This is a genomic window from Nonomuraea composti (assembly GCF_012034275.1).
Lineage (GTDB): Bacteria > Actinomycetota > Actinomycetes > Streptosporangiales > Streptosporangiaceae > Nonomuraea > Nonomuraea composti.
In genome coordinates, this window is the sequence record NZ_JAATEP010000001.1 from 183,792 (window position 1) to 201,281 (window position 17,490).

The following is a 17,490-nucleotide window of genomic DNA, read 5'->3' on the forward strand; positions in this document are numbered from 1 at the left end:
AGACTAAGTGGCATGAGAGTCGGTTTCGCCGTGCCCGTGTCAGGGCCATGGGCCACACCTGAGAACCTGCGCCGTATCGCCGTCCGGGCCGAGGAGCTCGGCTATCACGAGCTCTGGACGTTCCAGCGGCTGCTCTACCCGGTCGGGCACCCCATGGGAGCCACCTACCGGGCCGTGCACGACCCGATCGTCACGCTCGCCCACGTCTCGGCCGTGACCAGCCGGATCCGGCTCGGCGTCGCGGTGATCAACGCGTACGTGCAGCCCGTCGTCCTGGCCAAGCAGCTCGCCACGCTGCAGACGCTCTCCGGCGGGCGGGTGAGCGCCGGGATCGGGCTGGGGTGGTTGCCGGAGGAGTTCGAGGCGACCGGGGTCGACATGGCGCGGCGCGGGCGCAGGGGCGAGGAGTTCGTCGAGGTGCTGCGCAAGGCGTGGAACGACGACGTGGTGGAGCACCACGGCGAGTTCTACCGGGTGCCGGCCGCGCACATCGATCCCAAGCCGCAGCCGGGGCCGCCGCCGATCCTGCTGGGCGGCACCGCCGACGTCGCGTTGCGGCGGGCCGCGCGGCTCGGCGACGGGTGGGTCAGCTCCAGCCGGGAGGACCTGGCCTCCATCGCCGCGCGGGTCGAGCTGCTCAAGTCCGAGCTGGCCGCCGCCGGCCGGGACGCGAGCGCGTTCCGGTTCGTGTGCCGGGGGTCCACGCAGGTGCGGGCGCACGACGAGGACCGGCCGCTGACCGGCACGTACGACAAGATCAGGCGCGATGTCGAGGCGCTGGCGGCGCGCGGGGTCACGGAGGTGTTCCACGACCTCAACTTCGACCGCGAGATCCCGGAGGCCGGCGCGAAGGAGGCGATGCGCCGGGCCGAGGAGGCGCTGGAGGCACTGGCACCCGCGTCCTGACCGCCGGGCGCCCTCAACGCTGCCGGGCCGCCGGGCGCCCTTGGCGCTGCTGGGCGGTCGGGCGTCCGCCGCGCCGCCGGGGCGTTCGTGCCATGACCGCCCCGGGGCTTCGGCGTGCTAGGCGCCGCCGCCGTACGGCACGGTGATGATCTCCAGGTTGTGGCCGTTGGGGTCGGACCAGTAGAGGCCGCGCCCGCCGTCGTTGGTGTTGATCTGGCCCTCCCGCCGGTGGTACGGATCGGCCCAGTACGTCAGCCCGCGCTCCTTGATCCGGCCCCAGATCTGGTCGAACTCGTCCTCGCTCACCAGGAACGCGTAGTGCAGCGACGGCAGGTCGCCGTCGGCCTGCACGACGTCGATGGACACGTCGTTGCCCAGCTCGACGACCCGGAACGGGCCGTACTCCGGCGCCGGCTCCAGACCCAGGAGCTCGACGAGGAAGGCGGCGGTCGCGTCTCTGTCCCTGGCCGGCATGATGGTGTGGTTGAGATGGACGGACATGGTTGCAGGCTACGTCAGCGCCACGGGCAGTGTCGCGACGCCGCTCACGAAGTTCGACGGCAGCCACGTCACCGGGCCCGTCACCTCGATCCGCGTCACCGTCGCCCGCAGCTCGGCCAGCAGCGCCCTGATCTCGGCACGGGCGAGCTGGGCGCCCAGGCAGAAGTGCGGGCCGTGGCCGAAGGTGAGGTGCCGGTTCGGCTGCCTGCCCACGTCGAAGCGGTCGGGGTCGTCGAAGACCGTCTCGTCGCGGTTGGCCGACACGGTCCACAACGCCACCACCTCGCCCTCCTCGATGCGCCGCCCGCCCACGTCGGCCGCGCGCGTGGCGACCCGCCCCACGTGCGCGGCCGGGGTCGTCCAGCGCAGGATCTCCTCCGTGGCCGGCTCGACCAGGCCGGGGTCCGCGCGCAGCCGCGCCCATTCCTTCTCGTACGTGGCCAGCGCCAGCACCCCGCCGGCCAGCGCCAGCCGGGCCGTCTCGTCCCCGCCGATGATCAGGTTGTAGCAGTTGAGCAGCACCTCCTCCTCGGTGAGGCCGGCCGAGACGAGCAGGCTGATGACGTCGTCGCCGGGGGCGGAGCCGCGCTCGGCCGCCAGGCGGGTGTAGTAGAGCAGGATCTCGCTCTGCGCCATCCTCGCCTCCAGGCCGGCGCCCTCGTCGCCGAGCATCGCCTGCGCGGTCAGCTCCAGCACGCGCCGCCGGTCCCGCTCGGGGACGCCGAGCAGCTCGCAGATCGCCCGCAGCGGCACCTGCGCGGCCACCTCCGCGACGAAGTCGCCGCCGCCCGCCCTGACCAGGGCCCCGAGCAGGTCGCGGGTGGCCTCGGTGATCGAGCGGGTGACCGGGCCGAGCGTACGGGGGCCGAATCCGGGGGTGAGGACGCGGCGCAGGGCGGTGTGCCTGGGGCCGTCCGTGACCACCAGCATCCTGCCCGCGCCCGGGTCGTGGCCGCGCAGGAGGGTGCGGAGCATGTTCCCCTTGAGCGAGGTGAACGTGTCCGGGTCCCGGACGACGCGCAGGACGTCGGCGTGCCGGGTGACGCTCCAGAAGCGGTCGTGCCTGCGCACCGGGTCGGTGGCGCGCAGCCTGCGCCAGAGGGGGGTGAGGTCGTAGGAGGCGTGCAGGTGGGGGTCGAGGAGGTCCAGGCCGTCGAGGACGGCGGGATCCGGCTGAGGTCTCATCGGCTCATCGACCCCTCGGCTCGACCCATCGGCTCGGCTCGCCGGCTCATCGGCTCGTCGGCTCATCGCTCGAACTCGTCGAGGAGGTCGCCCAGCAGGTCCTCCTCCTCGGCGTCGCCGTGGACGGCCCGCGCGATCAGCTCGCGCAAAGGGCGTTCGGTGAGGAACAGCTCGATGGGGACCTCCAGGGCGAAGCGGTCGCGTAGCTCGCTGACCAGGAAGACGGCGGTCAGGGAGTCGCCGCCGGCCGCGAAGTACGTGCGGTCGAGGTCGTGGTCGCCTTCCAGGGCCAGGGTGGTGCGGAACAGCTCGGTCACGGCCGTCTCCGTGCCGGCGTCCTGGCCGGGCCGCTCTTCCGGGGACTGTGCCGGGCGCAGGGTGAGGGCGCCGTGGCGGGGGCCGGCGAAGGGGTACGTGGGCAGGTGGGCACGGTGGCCGCCGGTGCCGGGCCAGGTCACCTCCTGCCCTGCCGTCCACGCCGCCGCGACGGCATCGATTCCCGTGTCCGCCCCCTGTCCCGCTTGGCCCGGGTCGAGTGGCCGGCCCGTGTCGAGGGCGGTGGCGAGGGCGTCCAAGGCGGTGGCGGCGTTCTCGTGGGTGGTGGCGGTCACGCAGGCGCGGGCGTCCAAAGCGGCGCGGCCGTGCGCGAGCGTGTGGGCGACGTCGGCCAGCGGGGGCGCGCCCGGCGCCCGCAGCGCGGCGGCCAGGCGGCGGGCGGCGGCGGCGAGCTGCGGCCTCGTCCGCGCCGACAGCGGCAGCACCAAAGACGGCGCTGCCACGGACGACATCGCCACGGAAGGCAGCGCCTCGCCCGCATCAGCCGGGCCGGTGGCGGGGGGCTCGGGGGGTTCCTCCAGCACCACGTGGACGTTCGTGCCGCCGATGCCCAGCGACGACACCCCCGCCAGCCGCGGCCCTCCCGACGGCGGGCGTTCCCACGGCTCGACCCGGGTGAGCAGGCGGAACGGGGTGTCGTCGAGGGCGAGGTCCGGGTGCGGGCGGGTGACGTTCACGGTGGGGACCATCGTGCGGTGCCGCAGCATCAGCGCCGCCTTGATCAGCCCGGCCACGCCGGCGGCCGCGTTCAGGTGCCCGAGGTTGGACTTCACCGACCCGATCGCGCACCCCCGCGCACCCTGGAAGGCTTCCGTGGCGGCCGTGACCTCGATGCGGTCGCCCAGGTCGGTGCCCGTGCCGTGGGCTTCGAGGAACTGGGCGTCCGCCGGGTCCAGGCCCGCCGCCGCCCACGCCTCGGCGATGGTCGAGGTCTGCCCGGCGACCCCGGGCGCGGTGAAACCGACCCGGCCGGAGCCGTCGTTGCCGGCCGCCGTGCCCCGGATGACGGCGTGGATCGCGTCCCCGTCCGCCACCGCGTCCTCCAGCCGGCGGAGCACCACCAGCCCGACCCCGTCGCCGCCGACCGTGCCCGCCGCCTTCTCGTCGAAGGGACGGCACCGCCCGTCGGGGGAGGAGATGCCGCCGGGCTCGTACACGTAGCCGCGCGGGTACGGCGAGTCGATGGACACCCCGCCCGCCAGCGCCAGGTCGCACTCCCCGCTCAGCAACGCCTGCACCGCCACGTGCACCGTGGCCAGCGACGTCGAGCAGCCCGTCTGGACGGTCATGCTCGGCCCGGTCAGCCCCAGCCGGTACGACAGCCAGCCCGCCATGAACTCCCGGTCGGTGAACACCCGCACGTGCATCGGCCCCAGCCGGGCCCGCAGCCGCCCGTCCACCTGGGCGGCGACGGCGTGCTCGCTCGGCCCGCCGCCCACGTACACGCCGGTGCGCAGCAGGGTGCGGCGCGGGTCGTGCCCGGCGTCCTCCAGCGCCGCCCACGCCGTCTCCAGGAGCTGCCGGTGCTGCGGGTCGAGCGCCGCCGCCTCGGTGGCGTTGAAGCCGAACAGCTCGTGCTCGAACCGGTCCGCCTCCGCCAGGAACCCCTTCGACGCCACGTACCCGGGCCCGCGCAGCTCGGCGGGGTCCACCCCGGCCGCGAGCAGTTCGTCCTCGGTGAAGTCCGCGACCGAGCAGACGCCGTCGAGGAGGTTGCGCCAGAGCTCGTCCAGGTCACGAGCCCCCGGGAAACGGCCGCTCATCCCTACGATCGCCACCGCCGGTACATCGCTCATCACTTCTCGCCTCTCTGCGTGCTCCTGCGGGCGGCCAGCCGTTCGCGCCTGCCCTGCCCCCGCCGCCTGGACTCGCCCAGCTCTCCGCCCGTGCTCCCGTTCGCGCCGGTGCCGTCCAGGCGGGCGGCCAGCGCCGCGACCGTGGGGTGCCGGAACAGGTCCACCAGCTTCAGCCCGCCGTCCTCGCCGCGCTCGCGCAGCGCCGCGAGGACGGCGAGCAGCCGGATCGAGTTGCCGCCCAGGTCGAAGAAGTTGTCGTGCAGGCCCACCTGGGTCAGGTCGAGCGCCGCCGCCCACACCTCGGCGATCCGCCGCTCGGTGGCGGTGACCGGGGCGACGTACGGGCTGTCCAGGTCGGGACGGGTGAGCGGCGGCTCCGGCAGCCGCCCCCTGTCGAGCTTGCCGGACGTGCTGACCGGCAGCTCCGGTACGAACACGACCGCGTCCGGCACCATGTAACCGGGCAGCCGCGCCCCCAGCCAGGCCCGCACCTCGGCCACGGTGGGCACCCGCCCGCCGGCAGCCTCCCCGCCCGGCACCTGGGCGGGCACCGCGTACACGGCCAGGCGGTCCCCGCGCACGGCCGCCGCCGCCACCGCCACGCCCGGGTGCGCGGCCAGGACGGTCTCGATCTCGCCCAGCTCGACGCGGAAGCCGCGCAGCTTGACCTGCGTGTCCACCCGTCCCAGGTACGACAGCACCCCGTCGGCGTCGTATCGGCCGAGGTCGCCGGTGCGGTACATGCGCTCGCCCGGCGGCCCGAACGGGTCGGCCACGAACCGCTCGGCGGTCAGCCCCGGCCGGTTGGCGTACCCGCGGGCCAGGCTCGCCCCCGCCACGTAGATCTCGCCGGTCACGCCGACCGGCACCGGCCGCAGCCGCTCGTCCAGCACGTACGCGCGCGTGTTCGGCACCGGCCGGCCGATCACCACGGGCCGCCCCCGGGCCAGGTCGGCCGTGGTGGAGTACACGGTGTTCTCGCTCGGCCCGTACGCGTCCACGACCCGCCGCCGTGGCGTCGCCCAGCGCTGCACCAGCTCGGGCGGGCACGCCTCCCCGCCGATGGCCAGCGTGCGCAGGTCGGGCAGCGCGTCCGGCGGGCACGGCAGCGACATGGCGGCCGACGGCGGCAGGAACGCGTAGGTGATCCGGGAGTCGCGCAGGCGGGCGTACAGGTCCTCGCCGAGCCGCTCGTCCTCGGCCGCCACGTGCAGCTCCGCCCCGGCCACGAACGCGAAGAACAGGTCGGACACGGCCACGTCGAACCCGAACGACACGTATTGCAGCACCCGGTCCTCGCCCGTGACGGGGAAGCGGGCGCGGACGGCGGTGGCGAGGTTCAGCAGCGCGCGGTGCTCGACCGCGACGCCCTTGGGGCGGCCGGTGGAGCCGGAGGTGTACAGGACGTACGCCGTGTTCGCCGGGGCGGGGCGGGCGTCGAGCACCGGGCCGATGGACGGGATCGGCCCGCCGGCGGCCACCGGTACCCCGAGGTCCTTCGGCCCGTCGGCGATCAGCAGCCGCACCCCGGCGTCCTCGACCATGAACCGCAGCCTCGTCTCCGGATGGCCGGGGTCCAGCGGGACGTACGCGCCGCCCGCCCGCAGCACCGCCAGCGCGGCCACCACCATCTCGACGCCCCTGGCCAGGCAGAGCCCCACGGGCACCTCGGGGCCGACGCCCGCCGCGCGCAGCCGCGCGGCCAGCTCGTCGGCGCGTTCCAGCAGCTCCCGGTAGGTGAGCCTGACCGCGCCGCACACCAGCGCGGTCGCGTCGGGCCGCTCGGCGGCGCGGCCGGCCACCAGGTCGGGGACCAGCTCGGCGGGGGCAGGGGCGGCGGTGCGGTTCCAGCCATGGAGTACGCGGCGGCGCTCGGCGGCCGGGAGGAGGTCGTGGGCGGTCACGGGCAGGTCAGGGCGGTCGAGCAGGGCGTGCAGCAGGGCCTCGAAGGCGCGCGCCCAGTGGCGGACCGTGGCCGCCTCGAACAGGTCCGCCCGGTGCACGAAGTGGGCGGCCAGGCCGTCGCCGTCCCGCTGCACGTTCAGGAGCAGGTCGAACTTGGCGTCGTCGAGCAGCAGCTCCATACGCTCGGTGACGGCGCCGGGCAGGTCGAGCCGGAGCGGCGCGTCGTCGTCGTAGGCCAGCATCACCTGCACGAGCGGGTCGTGGCTGAGCTGCCTGCCCGGGGCCAGCGCCTCGACCACCGCCTCGAACGGGGCCTCCTGGTGCGGGTGCGACTCCATGAGGCGGTCCCGTACCCGGGTCACGAGGTCCAGGAACGACGGCTCGCCCGCCACGTCCGCCCGCACCGCCAGCGTGTTGGCCAGCAGGCCGATCATGCCCTGGACGTCCGGATGGTCGCGGCCCGCGACCGGCACGCCCACCACGAAGTCCCGCTGCCCCGTGATCCTGGCCAGGAAGGCGGCGAACGCGGCGAACACGGCGGTGAACGGGGTCGCGGTCCGCTCGGCCGCGACCTCCGCCAGGCGGCGCCGGAGGTCCGGCGGCAGGTCGAGCCGGTGCACGCCGCCCGCCGTGGACTGCACGGCCGGGCGGGGCCGGTCCGTGGGCAGCGCCAGCGTCCTGGGGACGTCGGCGAGCGCGCCCGCCCAGTACGCGACGGATCCGTCCAGGGCGTGCGCGTCGAGGCGGGATCGCTGCCAGGCGGCATAGTCGGCGTACTGCAGGGCGGGCGGCTCGGGCAGGAGGCCGCCTGGGAGACCGTCCGGAGGGCTGCCGAGAAGGTTGCCCGAGCGGACGCTTGTGCGGTAGGCGCCGGCGAGCTCCTGGAGGAGCAGGCGCAATGACCAGCCGTCGCACACCAGGTGGTGCGCCGTGAGCAGCACGCGGTGACTGCCGTCGGCGAGCGCGTACACGACGCACCGCAGCAACGGCCCCGCCTCCACGTCGAACGGCGCCGCCGCCTCCGCCCGCAGCACCTCCTCCACGGCGGACACGGGAACGCCCCGCTCCACCCGCACCGCCGCCCTTGCCTCCGCGGCCACGACCTGCACGTACGCGCCGTCGGCCGGCCGGAACACCGTGCGCAGCGACTCGTGCCGCGCCACCACCGCGTCCAGGGCGGCACGGAAGGCGGCCACGTCGAAGGGGCCGCGCACGGCGAAGGCCACGGGCACGTTGTACTGGGCGGTGCCCGGGTGGAGCTGGTCCAGCACCAGCATCCTGGCCTGCGCCGGCGACACGGGGAACTCGTACTCGACCGGAGCCATCACACACTCCCCAGGATCGGTTCGATGACCCGCGCGATCTCGGCCGCCGGGCCGGGCCGCAACAGGTCGCTGTGGCCGCAGTCGAGGTCGTGCACCCGCACGCGGGCGGGCGCCCACCGCGCCGCCTTGACCGGGGACGCCAGACCGCCCGGCTGGGCCGTCGCCGCGAACAGCAGCACCGTCCCGTCGAACGGCGGCGGCCGGTAGGTGACGGCCAGCCGCAGATGCCCGGCCACCGCGTCCGCCACCGCCGACAGCCGGTCGTCGTCCAGCCCCGACAGCGGCCCCTCGCTCCCGCGCACCGCCGCGAACACCCGCGCCCGCTCCAACGGCCCCGGCTGCGCGTACGGGTGCAGGGTGCGCGTGCGCAGCAGGATCGTCAGCGCCTCCTGCTCGGCGTCCGCCGGGTCCGCGCGCGTGCCCGGCGGCCACGGCACCGCGTCCAGCGACGCCACCAGCCCGACCTCCTGCCCGTCCGCGCGCAGGCGGGCGGCCATCTCGTACGCGAGCAGCCCGCCGAAGGAGTGCCCCAGCAGCAGGTACGGCCCCGCAGGACGGACCGCCCGCACCCGTCGCAGGTAGTCCTCCGCCAGCTCCCGCATGCTGCCCGGCGGCACGTAACCCGGGTCCTGGAGCACCGGCGACTGGAGCGCGTACACGGGACGGCCCGGCGCGAGATGCGGGATGAGCGCCGTGTAGGACCAGCCGATGCCCCGCCCCGGATGCACACAGAACAACGGCACCCCGCCCTCCCCCTCGCGCAGGGCCAGCAGCGGCGACAGGTCCAGCTCCGGCGCGGCCCGATCGAGACGCACGGCCAGCGCCGCCGGGGTGGGCGCCTCGAACAGGGCGGCTATGGAGGTGCGCAGGCCCAGCTTGGCCTCGATGGCGGCGGTCAGCCGCATGGCCAGCAACGAATCGCCGCCGGCCTCGAAGAAGTCCGTGTCCGCGCCCACAACCGGCGGGGCCGTCGGCGCAGTCGTGGCCCTGGTCGCAGTCGTGGCCGTTGTGGCTGTCGTGCCGCTCAGCACCTCGGCGAACAGCTCGCACAGCTCCTTCTCGCGCGGCGTCCCCGGCTCGGCGGCCGGCCGGCGGGCCGGCGGCTCGGGGTCGGGCAGGGCCGCGCGGTCCACCTTGCCGTGCGGGTTGAGGGGCAGGCGGTCGAGGAGGACGTACCGGGCGGGCAGCAGGTGCTTCGGCAACCGCCCCGCAACCTGCCCCCGCACCCGCTCCAGCCGCTCACCGCCGCCGCGCAGCACGAGGTACGCCACCAGCCGCCGCCCCGCCGGAGCCGCGCGGCCGGAGCCGCCCGGTTCGCCGCCGGTCGCGACGACGACGGCGCGGTCCACGTCCGGGCAGGACTCCAGGGCGGCCTCGACCTCGCCCGGCTCCACGCGGTACCCGCGGATCTTCACCTGGCCGTCCGCCCGCCCGGCGAACTCCAGCACCCCGCCGAACGTCCACCGCGCCAGGTCCCCCGTCCGGTACATCCGCTCGCCCGCCGCGAACGGATCCGCCACGAACCGCTCCGCCGTGCGCCCCGGCCGCCCGAGGTAGCCGCGGGCCAGGCCGGCCCCGGCGAGGTACAGCTCGCCGACGGTGCCGATCGGGGCGGGGCGCAGGCGGGCGTCCAGGACGTACGCGCGCATACCGTCCAGCGGGCGGCCGATCGGGACGGGACCGGCGCCCGGCTCAGGCCCCACCGGGTGGCTGGTCGCGAACGTCGTCGTCTCCGTGGGCCCGTACCCGTTGACGATCCGCGCCCCGCGCCGCGCCAGCCGCGCCACCGCGTCCGGGGCCAGCACGTCGCCGCCCGCCCAGATCTCCGGGACGCCGGCGAGCGTGCCCGGCGCCAGGTCGGCCAGCGTGCGGAACAGCTCCGCCGTCAGCCACACCGCGTCCGGCCGGACCTGCTCGATCGTGTCCGCGCGCAGCGGGCCGGGCGGGGCGATGACGACGGTGCCGCCGTTGAGCAGCGGCGTCCACAGCTCGTACGTGGCGGCGTCGAAGGTGTGCGGGCTGTGCAGCAGGACCCGGTGATGCCCGGCGAACCGGTGGTCGAGCGCCAGGTCCAGGATGTTCGCGTGGGTGACGACGACGCCCTTGGGCGTGCCGGTGGAGCCGGAGGTGTACATGACGTACGCGGCGGCGTCCGGCCGCACGCCCACCGCCCCGAACCCGCCTCCGTCTCCGCGCGACCCGTCCTCGCGTGACCCGTCCTCGCGCGGCCCGTTCTTGTCCCGTTCCGTCGGCGCCGCCTGGGCGTCGTTCTCGTCCAGCTCGGTCAGGACGACCTGCGCCCCGCTGTCCTCCAGCAGCCACGTCAGCCGGGCCTGCGGCTGCCCGGGGTCCAGCGGGACGTAGCAGCCGCCCGCCTTCAGCACCGCCAGCTCGGCCACCACCAGCTCGGGGGAGCGCTCCATGAGCAGCGCGACCGGCGTCTCCGGGGCCAGGCGCAGCCGTGCGGCCACCCGGTCGGAGCGGGCGTCCAGCTCGGCGTAGGTGAGCGTCCGCCCGCCGTGCTCGACCGCCACCGCGTCCGGCGCCCGCGCCACCTGCACCGCGAACCGCTCCGGCACGGACCCGCCGGCGGCTCGCTCGGGCCGGTCGGTCGCCTCAACGGTGGCGCCGCCCCACGACGACAGCAGCCGGTGCTCCTCGGGCGGGAGCACGTCGGCGCCGTCCACGTCCGCGGATTCGAGTGCCCGCACGAACCGGGCCAGAACCGCCTCCGCCTCGGCGCGGCTCACCAGGTCGGGGCGGTGGCCGAGGCGCAGCCAGAGGCGTTCGCCCGCCACCACCGTCAGCGTGAGCGGGTAGTGGGTGGCGTCGTGCACGCCGGTCAGGCGCAGGCCGCCGCCCTCGGAGAGGCCGTCGCGCGGGTAGTTCTCGAAGGCGAGCAGGGTGTCGAACAGCTCGCCGGTGCCGCGCTGCACGTCCGCCAGGCGTACGTGATGGCAGGCGGTGAGCCGCGCCTGCTCGTCCTGGAGCCGCCGCAGGAGGCCGGGTTTGTCGGTCCTGACGCGGACCGGCAGGGTGTTGATGAACAATCCCACCATCGACTCCACGCCCGCCACCTCGGGCGGACGTCCCGACACCACCGCCCCGAACACCACGTCGTCGCGCCCGGTCATCCGCGCCAGCACCAGCCCCCAGGCGGCCTGCACGAGCGTGTTCACCGTCACGCCCGCCGCGCGGGCCCGCCGCCGCACGGCTTCGCCCAGCTCCGGGGGCAGCTCGCGCTCCACCGCCTCCTGCCGCGCGCTCGCCGCGCCCGCCCCGGGCCTGACCAGGGTGGGCCCCGGCAGCCCGGCAAGGGCCTGACGCCAGGCGTCCAGTGCCGGCCCGGTGTCCTGGCCGCGCAACCACGCCAGGTAGTCGCGGAACGGGGGCGCGGGCGGCAGCGCGGGGCCGCCCGCGTACAGGGCGGCCAGCTCGCGGGCCAGGATCGGCATCGACCAGCCGTCCACCAGCAGGTGGTGCATCGTCAGCACCAGCTCGCGCCGCCGCACCAGCGTGGCCCGCACCAGCGGCGGGCGCGTCACGTCGAACGGCCGCAGCAGGTCGGCCTCCAGCATCCGCTCCAGGTCGGCCTCCGTCGGCGGCTCCACCTCCGTCCACGGCACGCGCACCCGACGCGGGACGAGCTGCACCGGCCGGTCGAGCCCCTTGTGGCGGAAGCAGGCGCGCAGGTTGGGGTGACGTTCGAGCAGCGACTCCAGCGCCGCCCGCAGCCGCGCCGGATCGGCCTCGTCCTCGACGGTGAACCTGGCCTGCACCACGTACGCGTCGGCGCCGCCTCCGTACAGGGCGTGGAAGAGCAGGCCCTCCTGCGCGGGGGAGAGCGGCAGCACGTCGGCCAGCTTGCCGCTCACCAGCGGCCGTCCAGGTCCGTTTCCAGGCCCGCGTCCAGATCGGCGTCCAGGCCCGCGTCCAGATCCGCCTCCAGATCCGCCTCCAGGGCTTCGAGCTGGCTCTGGGTCAGCTCGACCAGCGGGAAGTCCGAGCGGGTGGCGCCGCCCTCACCGCGCTGGGCGGCCAGCTCGGCCAGCGCCGCCTCCCACCGCTCGGCCAGCTCCGCGACGCGCTCGTGGCCGACGAGCTCCGCCGCGTAGGACCAGCTCGCCGTCAGGCGGGTGCCGTCCGGGCCGGTCAGGGCCACCGCGTCCAGCTCCACCGCGTACGCCATCGGGAGGTCCGGCATCCCCACCAGCTCGCCCTCGAACCTGCCCAGGTAGTTGAAACGCAGGTCGGGGGAGGGGAGCGCGCTCAGCCTGGCCGCCGTGTCCGGGTTGAGGTAGCGGAGGAGTCCGTGGCCGAGGCCCGCGCCCGGGATGGCGCGCAGGGTCTCCTTGACGCGTTTGAGCGCGTCGGCGGGGCTGCCCGTGACGTCGAGGCTGACGGGGTACTGGGCGGTGAACCAGCCGATCGTGCCGGACAGGTCGACGTCGTCCGTGAACGGCTCGCGCCCGTGCCCCTCGACCTCGACCAGCACCCCCTTCCCGCCGCGCCACCGGGTCACGGCGATGGCCAGCGCCGTGAGCAGCACCTCGTTCGGGCCGCAGCGGAAGGCGGCGGGAAGGTGGGTGATGGCCTGCTCGGTGAGAACGGGCGGGAGCGTCCTGGTCAGCACGGTACGGGCCCGGCCGCCCGCGCGCCCGCCCGGGCGGTCGGGGCTCAGGAGGGGCTCGCCGCCGGCCGCCATGCGCTCCCACAGCGGCAGCTCGGCCACCACCCGCTCCGGCCGCACCGCCTCGCCGGCCAGGAGACGGGCCCATCGCGCGAACGACGTCCCGGGGGCCGGGGCGATTTCCCGGCTCAGGGCGGAGTTCCCGGGGAGGAGCGAGGCATCGGGCAGGGCAGGGGCGTTGAGGAGGGCGGCCAGTTCCGGGCCGAGGATGCGCCAGGAGACGGCGTCCACGGCCAGGTGGTGGGCGGTGAGCAGCAGCCGGTCGGGGGCGGTCCAGGTGGCGGCGAGCATGGCGCCCCGCTCGGGCTCAGGCCGCACCGCCTCCTCACCCGCGCGGTCGGGCGGGACCTCCGCCGCCTCTTGGGCGTGGCCGGACGCGGCCTCCTGCCACGTCCTGCGGAACGGGACCTCGGCGGCCTCCTCCGGGGGCGGCACCTCCAGCTCCCAGTCGTCGTCCGAGTGCCGCAGCAGGCGCATGCGCAGGGCGGCGTGCCGGGCCGTCAGGGTGCGCAGGGCCGTCCGGACGCGTTCCTCGTCGCACCCCTCCGGCACGGGCACCACCAGGGACTGGGTGAAGGTGTCCAGCGGGCCGCCGTGCTCGCGCCACCAGTGCATGATCGGCGTGATCGGGAACCGGCCGACCGGCGAGTCCGTGACGGCGCGTTGAGCGGCGCGGGCCAGGGCGGCCAGCGCGGCCGGGGTCCTGGCGACGAACACCTCGCGCGGCGTCAGCCCGAGCCCTCGCTCGCGGGCCCGGCTGACGAGCTGGATCGCCGCGACGCTGTCGCCACCCAGCCGGAAGAAGTCGTCCTCGGCACCCACTTCCGGCAGGCCCAGCAGCTCGGCGAAGAGCCCGCAGAGGGCCGACTCGCGTTCGGTGACGGGCTCGCGTGACGTCCCGGTGAGCGGGCCGGGCGCGGGCAGGGCGGCCCGGTCCAGCTTGCCCCGGGACGTGAGCGGCAACGCCGCCAGCACCACGAACTCGCTCGGCACCATGTGCACGGGCAACGTGGCCATGGCATGCGCCAGCACCTCACCGACATCGATCCCGGCCCCGGCGGTGCCGGTGGCTGAGCAGGGGACGAGGTAGGCGATGAGGCGGTCGTCGTGCCAGGTCACCGCTGCCCGCGCGACCGCCCCGTGCGCGGCGAGGGCCGCCTCGATCTCGGCCGGTTCGATGCGGAAGCCGCGTACCTTCACCTGGTCGTCGGCCCGGCCGAGGAACTGGAGCTGCCCGTCGGGACGCCGGTGGACGAGGTCGCCGGTGCGGTACATGCGCTCGCCCGGCGGCCCGTACGGGTCGGCGACGAAGCGTTCGGCGGTGAGGCCGGGGCGGCCGAGGTAGCCGCGGGCCAGCCCCGCCCCGGCCACGTACAGCTCGCCGGGCACCCCCACGGGCACGGGGCGCAGGCGGGCGTCCAGGACGTACAGGCGGGTGCCGGTGAGCGGGCGGCCGATCGGGGGGAGGGTGCCGTCCGGGGTGAGGGGGTCGCTGACGCCGGCGGCGACGGTGGTCTCGGTGGGTCCGTACGCGTTCCAGAAGCCCTTGCCCGCCCACGCGGACACCAGCTCGGGCGGGCACACGTCGGCCCCGGAGGACAGGCCGCGCAGGTCGGGGTAGTCGCCGGGCGGCACGGTGGCGAGCACGGCCGGAGGGATCAGCCCGAACGTGACCCGCCGCTCCCGCAGCACCCGCCCCAGCTCGTCCCCGACCAGCGGCCCGGCGGGCGGGACGACGAGCGTGCCGCCGGAGCCGAACGCCAGGCACAGCTCGCCGATCGAGATGTCGAAGGTGGGCGCCCCGAGGTGGAGCACGCGGCTGCTCTCGTCGAGCCCGAACGCCGTCACCAGGGAGTGCGCCAGGCAGGCGACGCCCGCGTGGCTTACCACGACGCCCTTGGGGCGGCCGCTGGAACCGGAGGTGTAGATCACCCACGCGGCACCGCGCGGGTCGATGTCCGGAAAAGTCGTGACAGCTTCGGAACGGGTGTCAGGGGTGAGGCGGTCCACGTTCAGGCCGGGAAGGGTGTCCGGCTCGGCGACCAGCAGGTGTGCTCCCGCGTCCCCGATCAGGTACGCCACCCGTTCCGCCGGATCGTCCAGATCGACCGGCAGGTACGCCCCGCCGGCCCGCTGCACCGCCAGGATCGCCACCACCATGGCCAAGGACCGGCCCAGCCCCAGCGCCACCACCCGCTCGGGCCCCACCCCGCGCTCCACCAGCGCCCCGGCCAGCCGGTCCGCCCGGTCCAGCAGCTCCCGGTAGGTGAGCCGGCCGTCCTCGGACTCCACGGCCACGGCGCCGGGGGTGCGGGCGGCCTGGCGGGAGACCAGCCCGTACAGGGTGGTCGGCTCGGGTATCTCGGGGGCGGCGGTCACAGACGGGGCGGGCGCCAGCGGGGCCTCGGAGACGGGGGCGTCCGGGGCGGTCACCAGGGCGGCGAGCAGGGTGGTGAAGCTGTCGGCCCAGGCCCGGACGACGTCCGGCGCGTACACGTCCGTCCGGATCTCCAGGCTCGCCTCGAACCCGTCGTCGCCGTCCCGCACGATCCCGATCAGGTCGTGCTCCCCGCCCGTGTGCACCCGTTCGGGATCGGCGATCTCGCGCAGCCTCGCCACGCTCTCCTGGCGCGGCAGGTGCATGAACACCCACTGGAACAGCGGCGACCGCCCGGCCACCCGCTCCGGGTCCACCGCGCGCACGATGCGGCCCACGGGCACGTCGGCGTGCGCGAGCAGCCGCGGGAAGTCGGCGGTGAAACGGGCCAGCAGCTCCGCGAACGTCGTGCGCTCGCCGATGCGCCAGCGCACCGGGACGGAGTTCATGACGTAGCCGATGACGCGGTCCAGGCCCTTGGCGGACCGGTTGGCGACGGGCGTGCCGGTGATCAGGTCGGGCTCGCCGGTGAGCCGGTGCGCGAAGGCCGCGAACGCCGTCATCAGCACCCCGTACACGGTGGCCCCGCGCTCCCGGGCCAGCGCGCGCACGGCGGCCTCGACGCGGGCGTCGATCCGGAAGGCGACCTGCTCGACGCCGAAGCCCCGGCCGGGGACGGCGGGGCCGACGGTGAGAGGTCTGGGCGGGTTCGCGAGGTAGTCGCGCCACCAGGCGAGCTGGGCGTCGAACACCCCGGCCGCCTCCAGCTCCCGCTGCCGGCACGCGAAGTCGGCGTACTGGACGGAGGGCCTGCGCAGGCGCGGCGGCACCCGGTCGCGGACGTCGCGGTAGGCCTCGGTCAGCTCGCGGTGCAGCACGTCGAACGACCACCAGTCGGTCGCGATGTGGTGCAGCGCCAGGACCAGCGTGGCGCGCGTGTCGTCCACGGTGATGAACTGGCCCCTGATCAGCGGCCCGCCGTTCAGCTCGAACGTGCGGCGGCTGAAGGCGTGCAGCGCCTCACGCAGGCCGACGCCGGTGCCGCGCAGGTCGAGCCGTTCCAGCTTGAACGGCTCCGCCGGCGCGCACTCCACCCGCAGGTCGCCCACCTCGCCCGCGATCCGCATGCGCAGGCTGTCGTGGTGCCCCTGCACGATCGTCAGCGCGGCCTCCAGGTCGGCCGGGTCCACGGGGGTGTCGAAGTGGTAGGAGCAGCACAGGTTGAGCGCGGCGGTGTCCGGATAGAGCGACTCGTACACCCACAGGTCCTCCTGCGCCGGGCTGAGCCGCACCGGGCCGGACGGGTCGCGCGGCGGCACGATGTCGGGGACCGCCTCCAGGCGGCCCGCCTCGACCAGGCGGCGCAGCAGCTCCACCCGGCGCTCGGGGCTCAGCGCGGCGAACCGGTCGGCGGTGCTCATGCCATCCTCCCCGCCTCAGCGAGACCGGCCAGCCGGCGCAGGCTCGCCAGGACGTCGTCCCTGCCGAGCCCGAAGTCCACGAAGCAGGCCACCTCGTCGCAGCCCAGCTCGGCCAGGTCCGCCAGGCTCTTGCGGCACGTCTCCGGCGAGCCGATGAGGCTGCCCCAGGACAGGTAGCGCCGGAAGGCGAACTCGGTGAGCGTCCCGAGCTGCTCCTCGCTCAGCGCGGCGGCGCGGGCCCCCTTGTTCGCGGCGGTCTGCGCGACATATGACCTCAGGTACGCCTTCAGCGGCCCGCCCGCCCGCTCTCTGGCCTCCTCGTCGGTGGCGGCCACGTAGGTGTGCGCCATGAGCGTGACCGTGCCCGTGGGAGGGGCGCCGGGTTGCTCGGGGGCGGTGGCGTAGGCGTCGCGGTAGAGGCGGATCCTGGCGGCCAGCTCGTCGCGGGTCTGGCCGATGGTGGCGCCGAGGATGTTCGTCCGCATGCGGCCGGCCGCCTCCCACGTCCGCGGGCTGCCGGAGGTGGTGGTCCACAGCGGCAGGGCGCCCGAGTACGGCCTCGGCTGCGTGGTCACCGCGACCTGCTCGCCGGTGCCGTCGGTGAACTCCGCGGCCTCGCCCGCCCACAGCCGCCGCAGCAGCGCGAGGTCGCGGAACGCGCGTGCCCTGCGGTCCTCGTACGCGGCGGGGGCGAGCACGAAGTCCCTGGAGTGCCAGCCCGTCGCCACCGAGACGCCGATCCGGCCGCGTGACAGGTTGTCCACCACCGCCCAGTCCTCGGCGACCCGCAGCGGGTGGTGCAGGGGCAGCACGAGGCTGCCCGCGCGCAGGTGGATGCGCTCGGTGACGGTGGCGAGGGCGGCGCTGAGCAGGGACGGGTTCGGGAAGACCTGGCCCACCTGCTGGAAGTGGCGCTCGGGGGTCCAGACGGCCTTGAAGCCGAGCTGGTCGGCGGCCCGGGTGATGACCAGGATGTCGTCATATTTCGTGGCGTGTCCGGTGCTGCCGGCGTCGTCGGCGCCAAAGAACATCACGCTGAGATCCATGG

The 17,490-nt window shown here is 75.4% G+C and carries 8 protein-coding genes; 1 reads left to right on the forward strand and 7 read right to left on the reverse strand.

Annotated features, from left to right (window positions below; genetic code table 11):
* Positions 1-12 precede the first annotated feature (12 nt).
* Positions 13-906, forward strand: coding sequence for a TIGR03619 family F420-dependent LLM class oxidoreductase (locus HCN51_RS00865; RefSeq protein WP_168005663.1), 894 nt, complete (start codon positions 13-15; stop codon positions 904-906).
* Positions 907-1,023: 117 nt separating this feature from the next.
* Here HCN51_RS00865 and HCN51_RS00870 read toward each other — a convergent pair whose 3' ends face one another.
* From HCN51_RS00870 to HCN51_RS00900, 7 genes are all read right to left on the reverse strand, one after another.
* Positions 1,024-1,407, reverse strand: a complete 384-nt coding sequence (locus HCN51_RS00870; RefSeq protein WP_168005665.1) for a VOC family protein — start codon at positions 1,405-1,407, stop codon at positions 1,024-1,026.
* Between the two features lie 9 nt (positions 1,408-1,416).
* Positions 1,417-2,592: a cytochrome P450 gene (locus HCN51_RS00875; RefSeq protein ID WP_168005667.1), complete on the reverse strand. Its 1,176-nt coding sequence runs from the start codon at positions 2,590-2,592 to the stop codon at positions 1,417-1,419.
* A 62-nt stretch (positions 2,593-2,654) separates the two neighbouring features.
* A complete protein-coding gene (locus tag HCN51_RS00880) occupies positions 2,655-4,724 on the reverse strand; it encodes a beta-ketoacyl synthase N-terminal-like domain-containing protein (RefSeq protein ID WP_168005669.1) in 2,070 nt (689 codons plus the stop codon).
* Positions 4,724-7,954 carry a non-ribosomal peptide synthetase gene (locus HCN51_RS00885; RefSeq protein ID WP_168005671.1) on the reverse strand — a complete coding sequence of 1,077 codons (3,231 nt, stop codon included), beginning with the start codon at positions 7,952-7,954 and terminating at the stop codon, positions 4,724-4,726. The genes HCN51_RS00880 and HCN51_RS00885 overlap by 1 nt, the downstream gene beginning before the upstream one ends.
* Positions 7,954-11,829, reverse strand: a complete 3,876-nt coding sequence (locus HCN51_RS00890) for a non-ribosomal peptide synthetase (RefSeq protein ID WP_168005673.1) — start codon at positions 11,827-11,829, stop codon at positions 7,954-7,956. Before HCN51_RS00890 ends, HCN51_RS00885 begins: the two co-directional genes overlap by 1 nt.
* Complete coding sequence (locus tag HCN51_RS00895; protein ID WP_168005675.1) at positions 11,826-16,442, reverse strand: non-ribosomal peptide synthetase; 4,617 nt, start codon at positions 16,440-16,442, stop codon at positions 11,826-11,828. Before HCN51_RS00895 ends, HCN51_RS00890 begins: the two co-directional genes overlap by 4 nt.
* Positions 16,439-17,488, reverse strand: coding sequence for a MupA/Atu3671 family FMN-dependent luciferase-like monooxygenase (locus HCN51_RS00900; RefSeq protein ID WP_168005677.1), 1,050 nt, complete (start codon positions 17,486-17,488; stop codon positions 16,439-16,441). The genes HCN51_RS00895 and HCN51_RS00900 overlap by 4 nt, the downstream gene beginning before the upstream one ends.
* Positions 17,489-17,490: the final 2 nt, after the last annotated feature.

Bases quoted from the DNA above. Each gene is read 5' to 3' on its own strand.
- HCN51_RS00865 (WP_168005663.1), top strand. From the start codon at position 13: ATGAGAGTCGGTTTCGCCGTGCCCGTGTCAGGGCCATGGGCCACACCT.
- HCN51_RS00870 (WP_168005665.1), bottom strand. From the start codon at position 1,407: ATGTCCGTCCATCTCAACCACACCATCATGCCGGCCAGGGACAGAGAC.
- HCN51_RS00875 (WP_168005667.1), bottom strand. From the start codon at position 2,592: ATGAGACCTCAGCCGGATCCCGCCGTCCTCGACGGCCTGGACCTCCTC.
- HCN51_RS00880 (WP_168005669.1), bottom strand. From the start codon at position 4,724: ATGAGCGATGTACCGGCGGTGGCGATCGTAGGGATGAGCGGCCGTTTC.
- HCN51_RS00885 (WP_168005671.1), bottom strand. From the start codon at position 7,954: ATGGCTCCGGTCGAGTACGAGTTCCCCGTGTCGCCGGCGCAGGCCAGG.
- HCN51_RS00895 (WP_168005675.1), bottom strand. From the start codon at position 16,442: ATGAGCACCGCCGACCGGTTCGCCGCGCTGAGCCCCGAGCGCCGGGTG.
- HCN51_RS00900 (WP_168005677.1), bottom strand. From the start codon at position 17,488: ATGGATCTCAGCGTGATGTTCTTTGGCGCCGACGACGCCGGCAGCACC.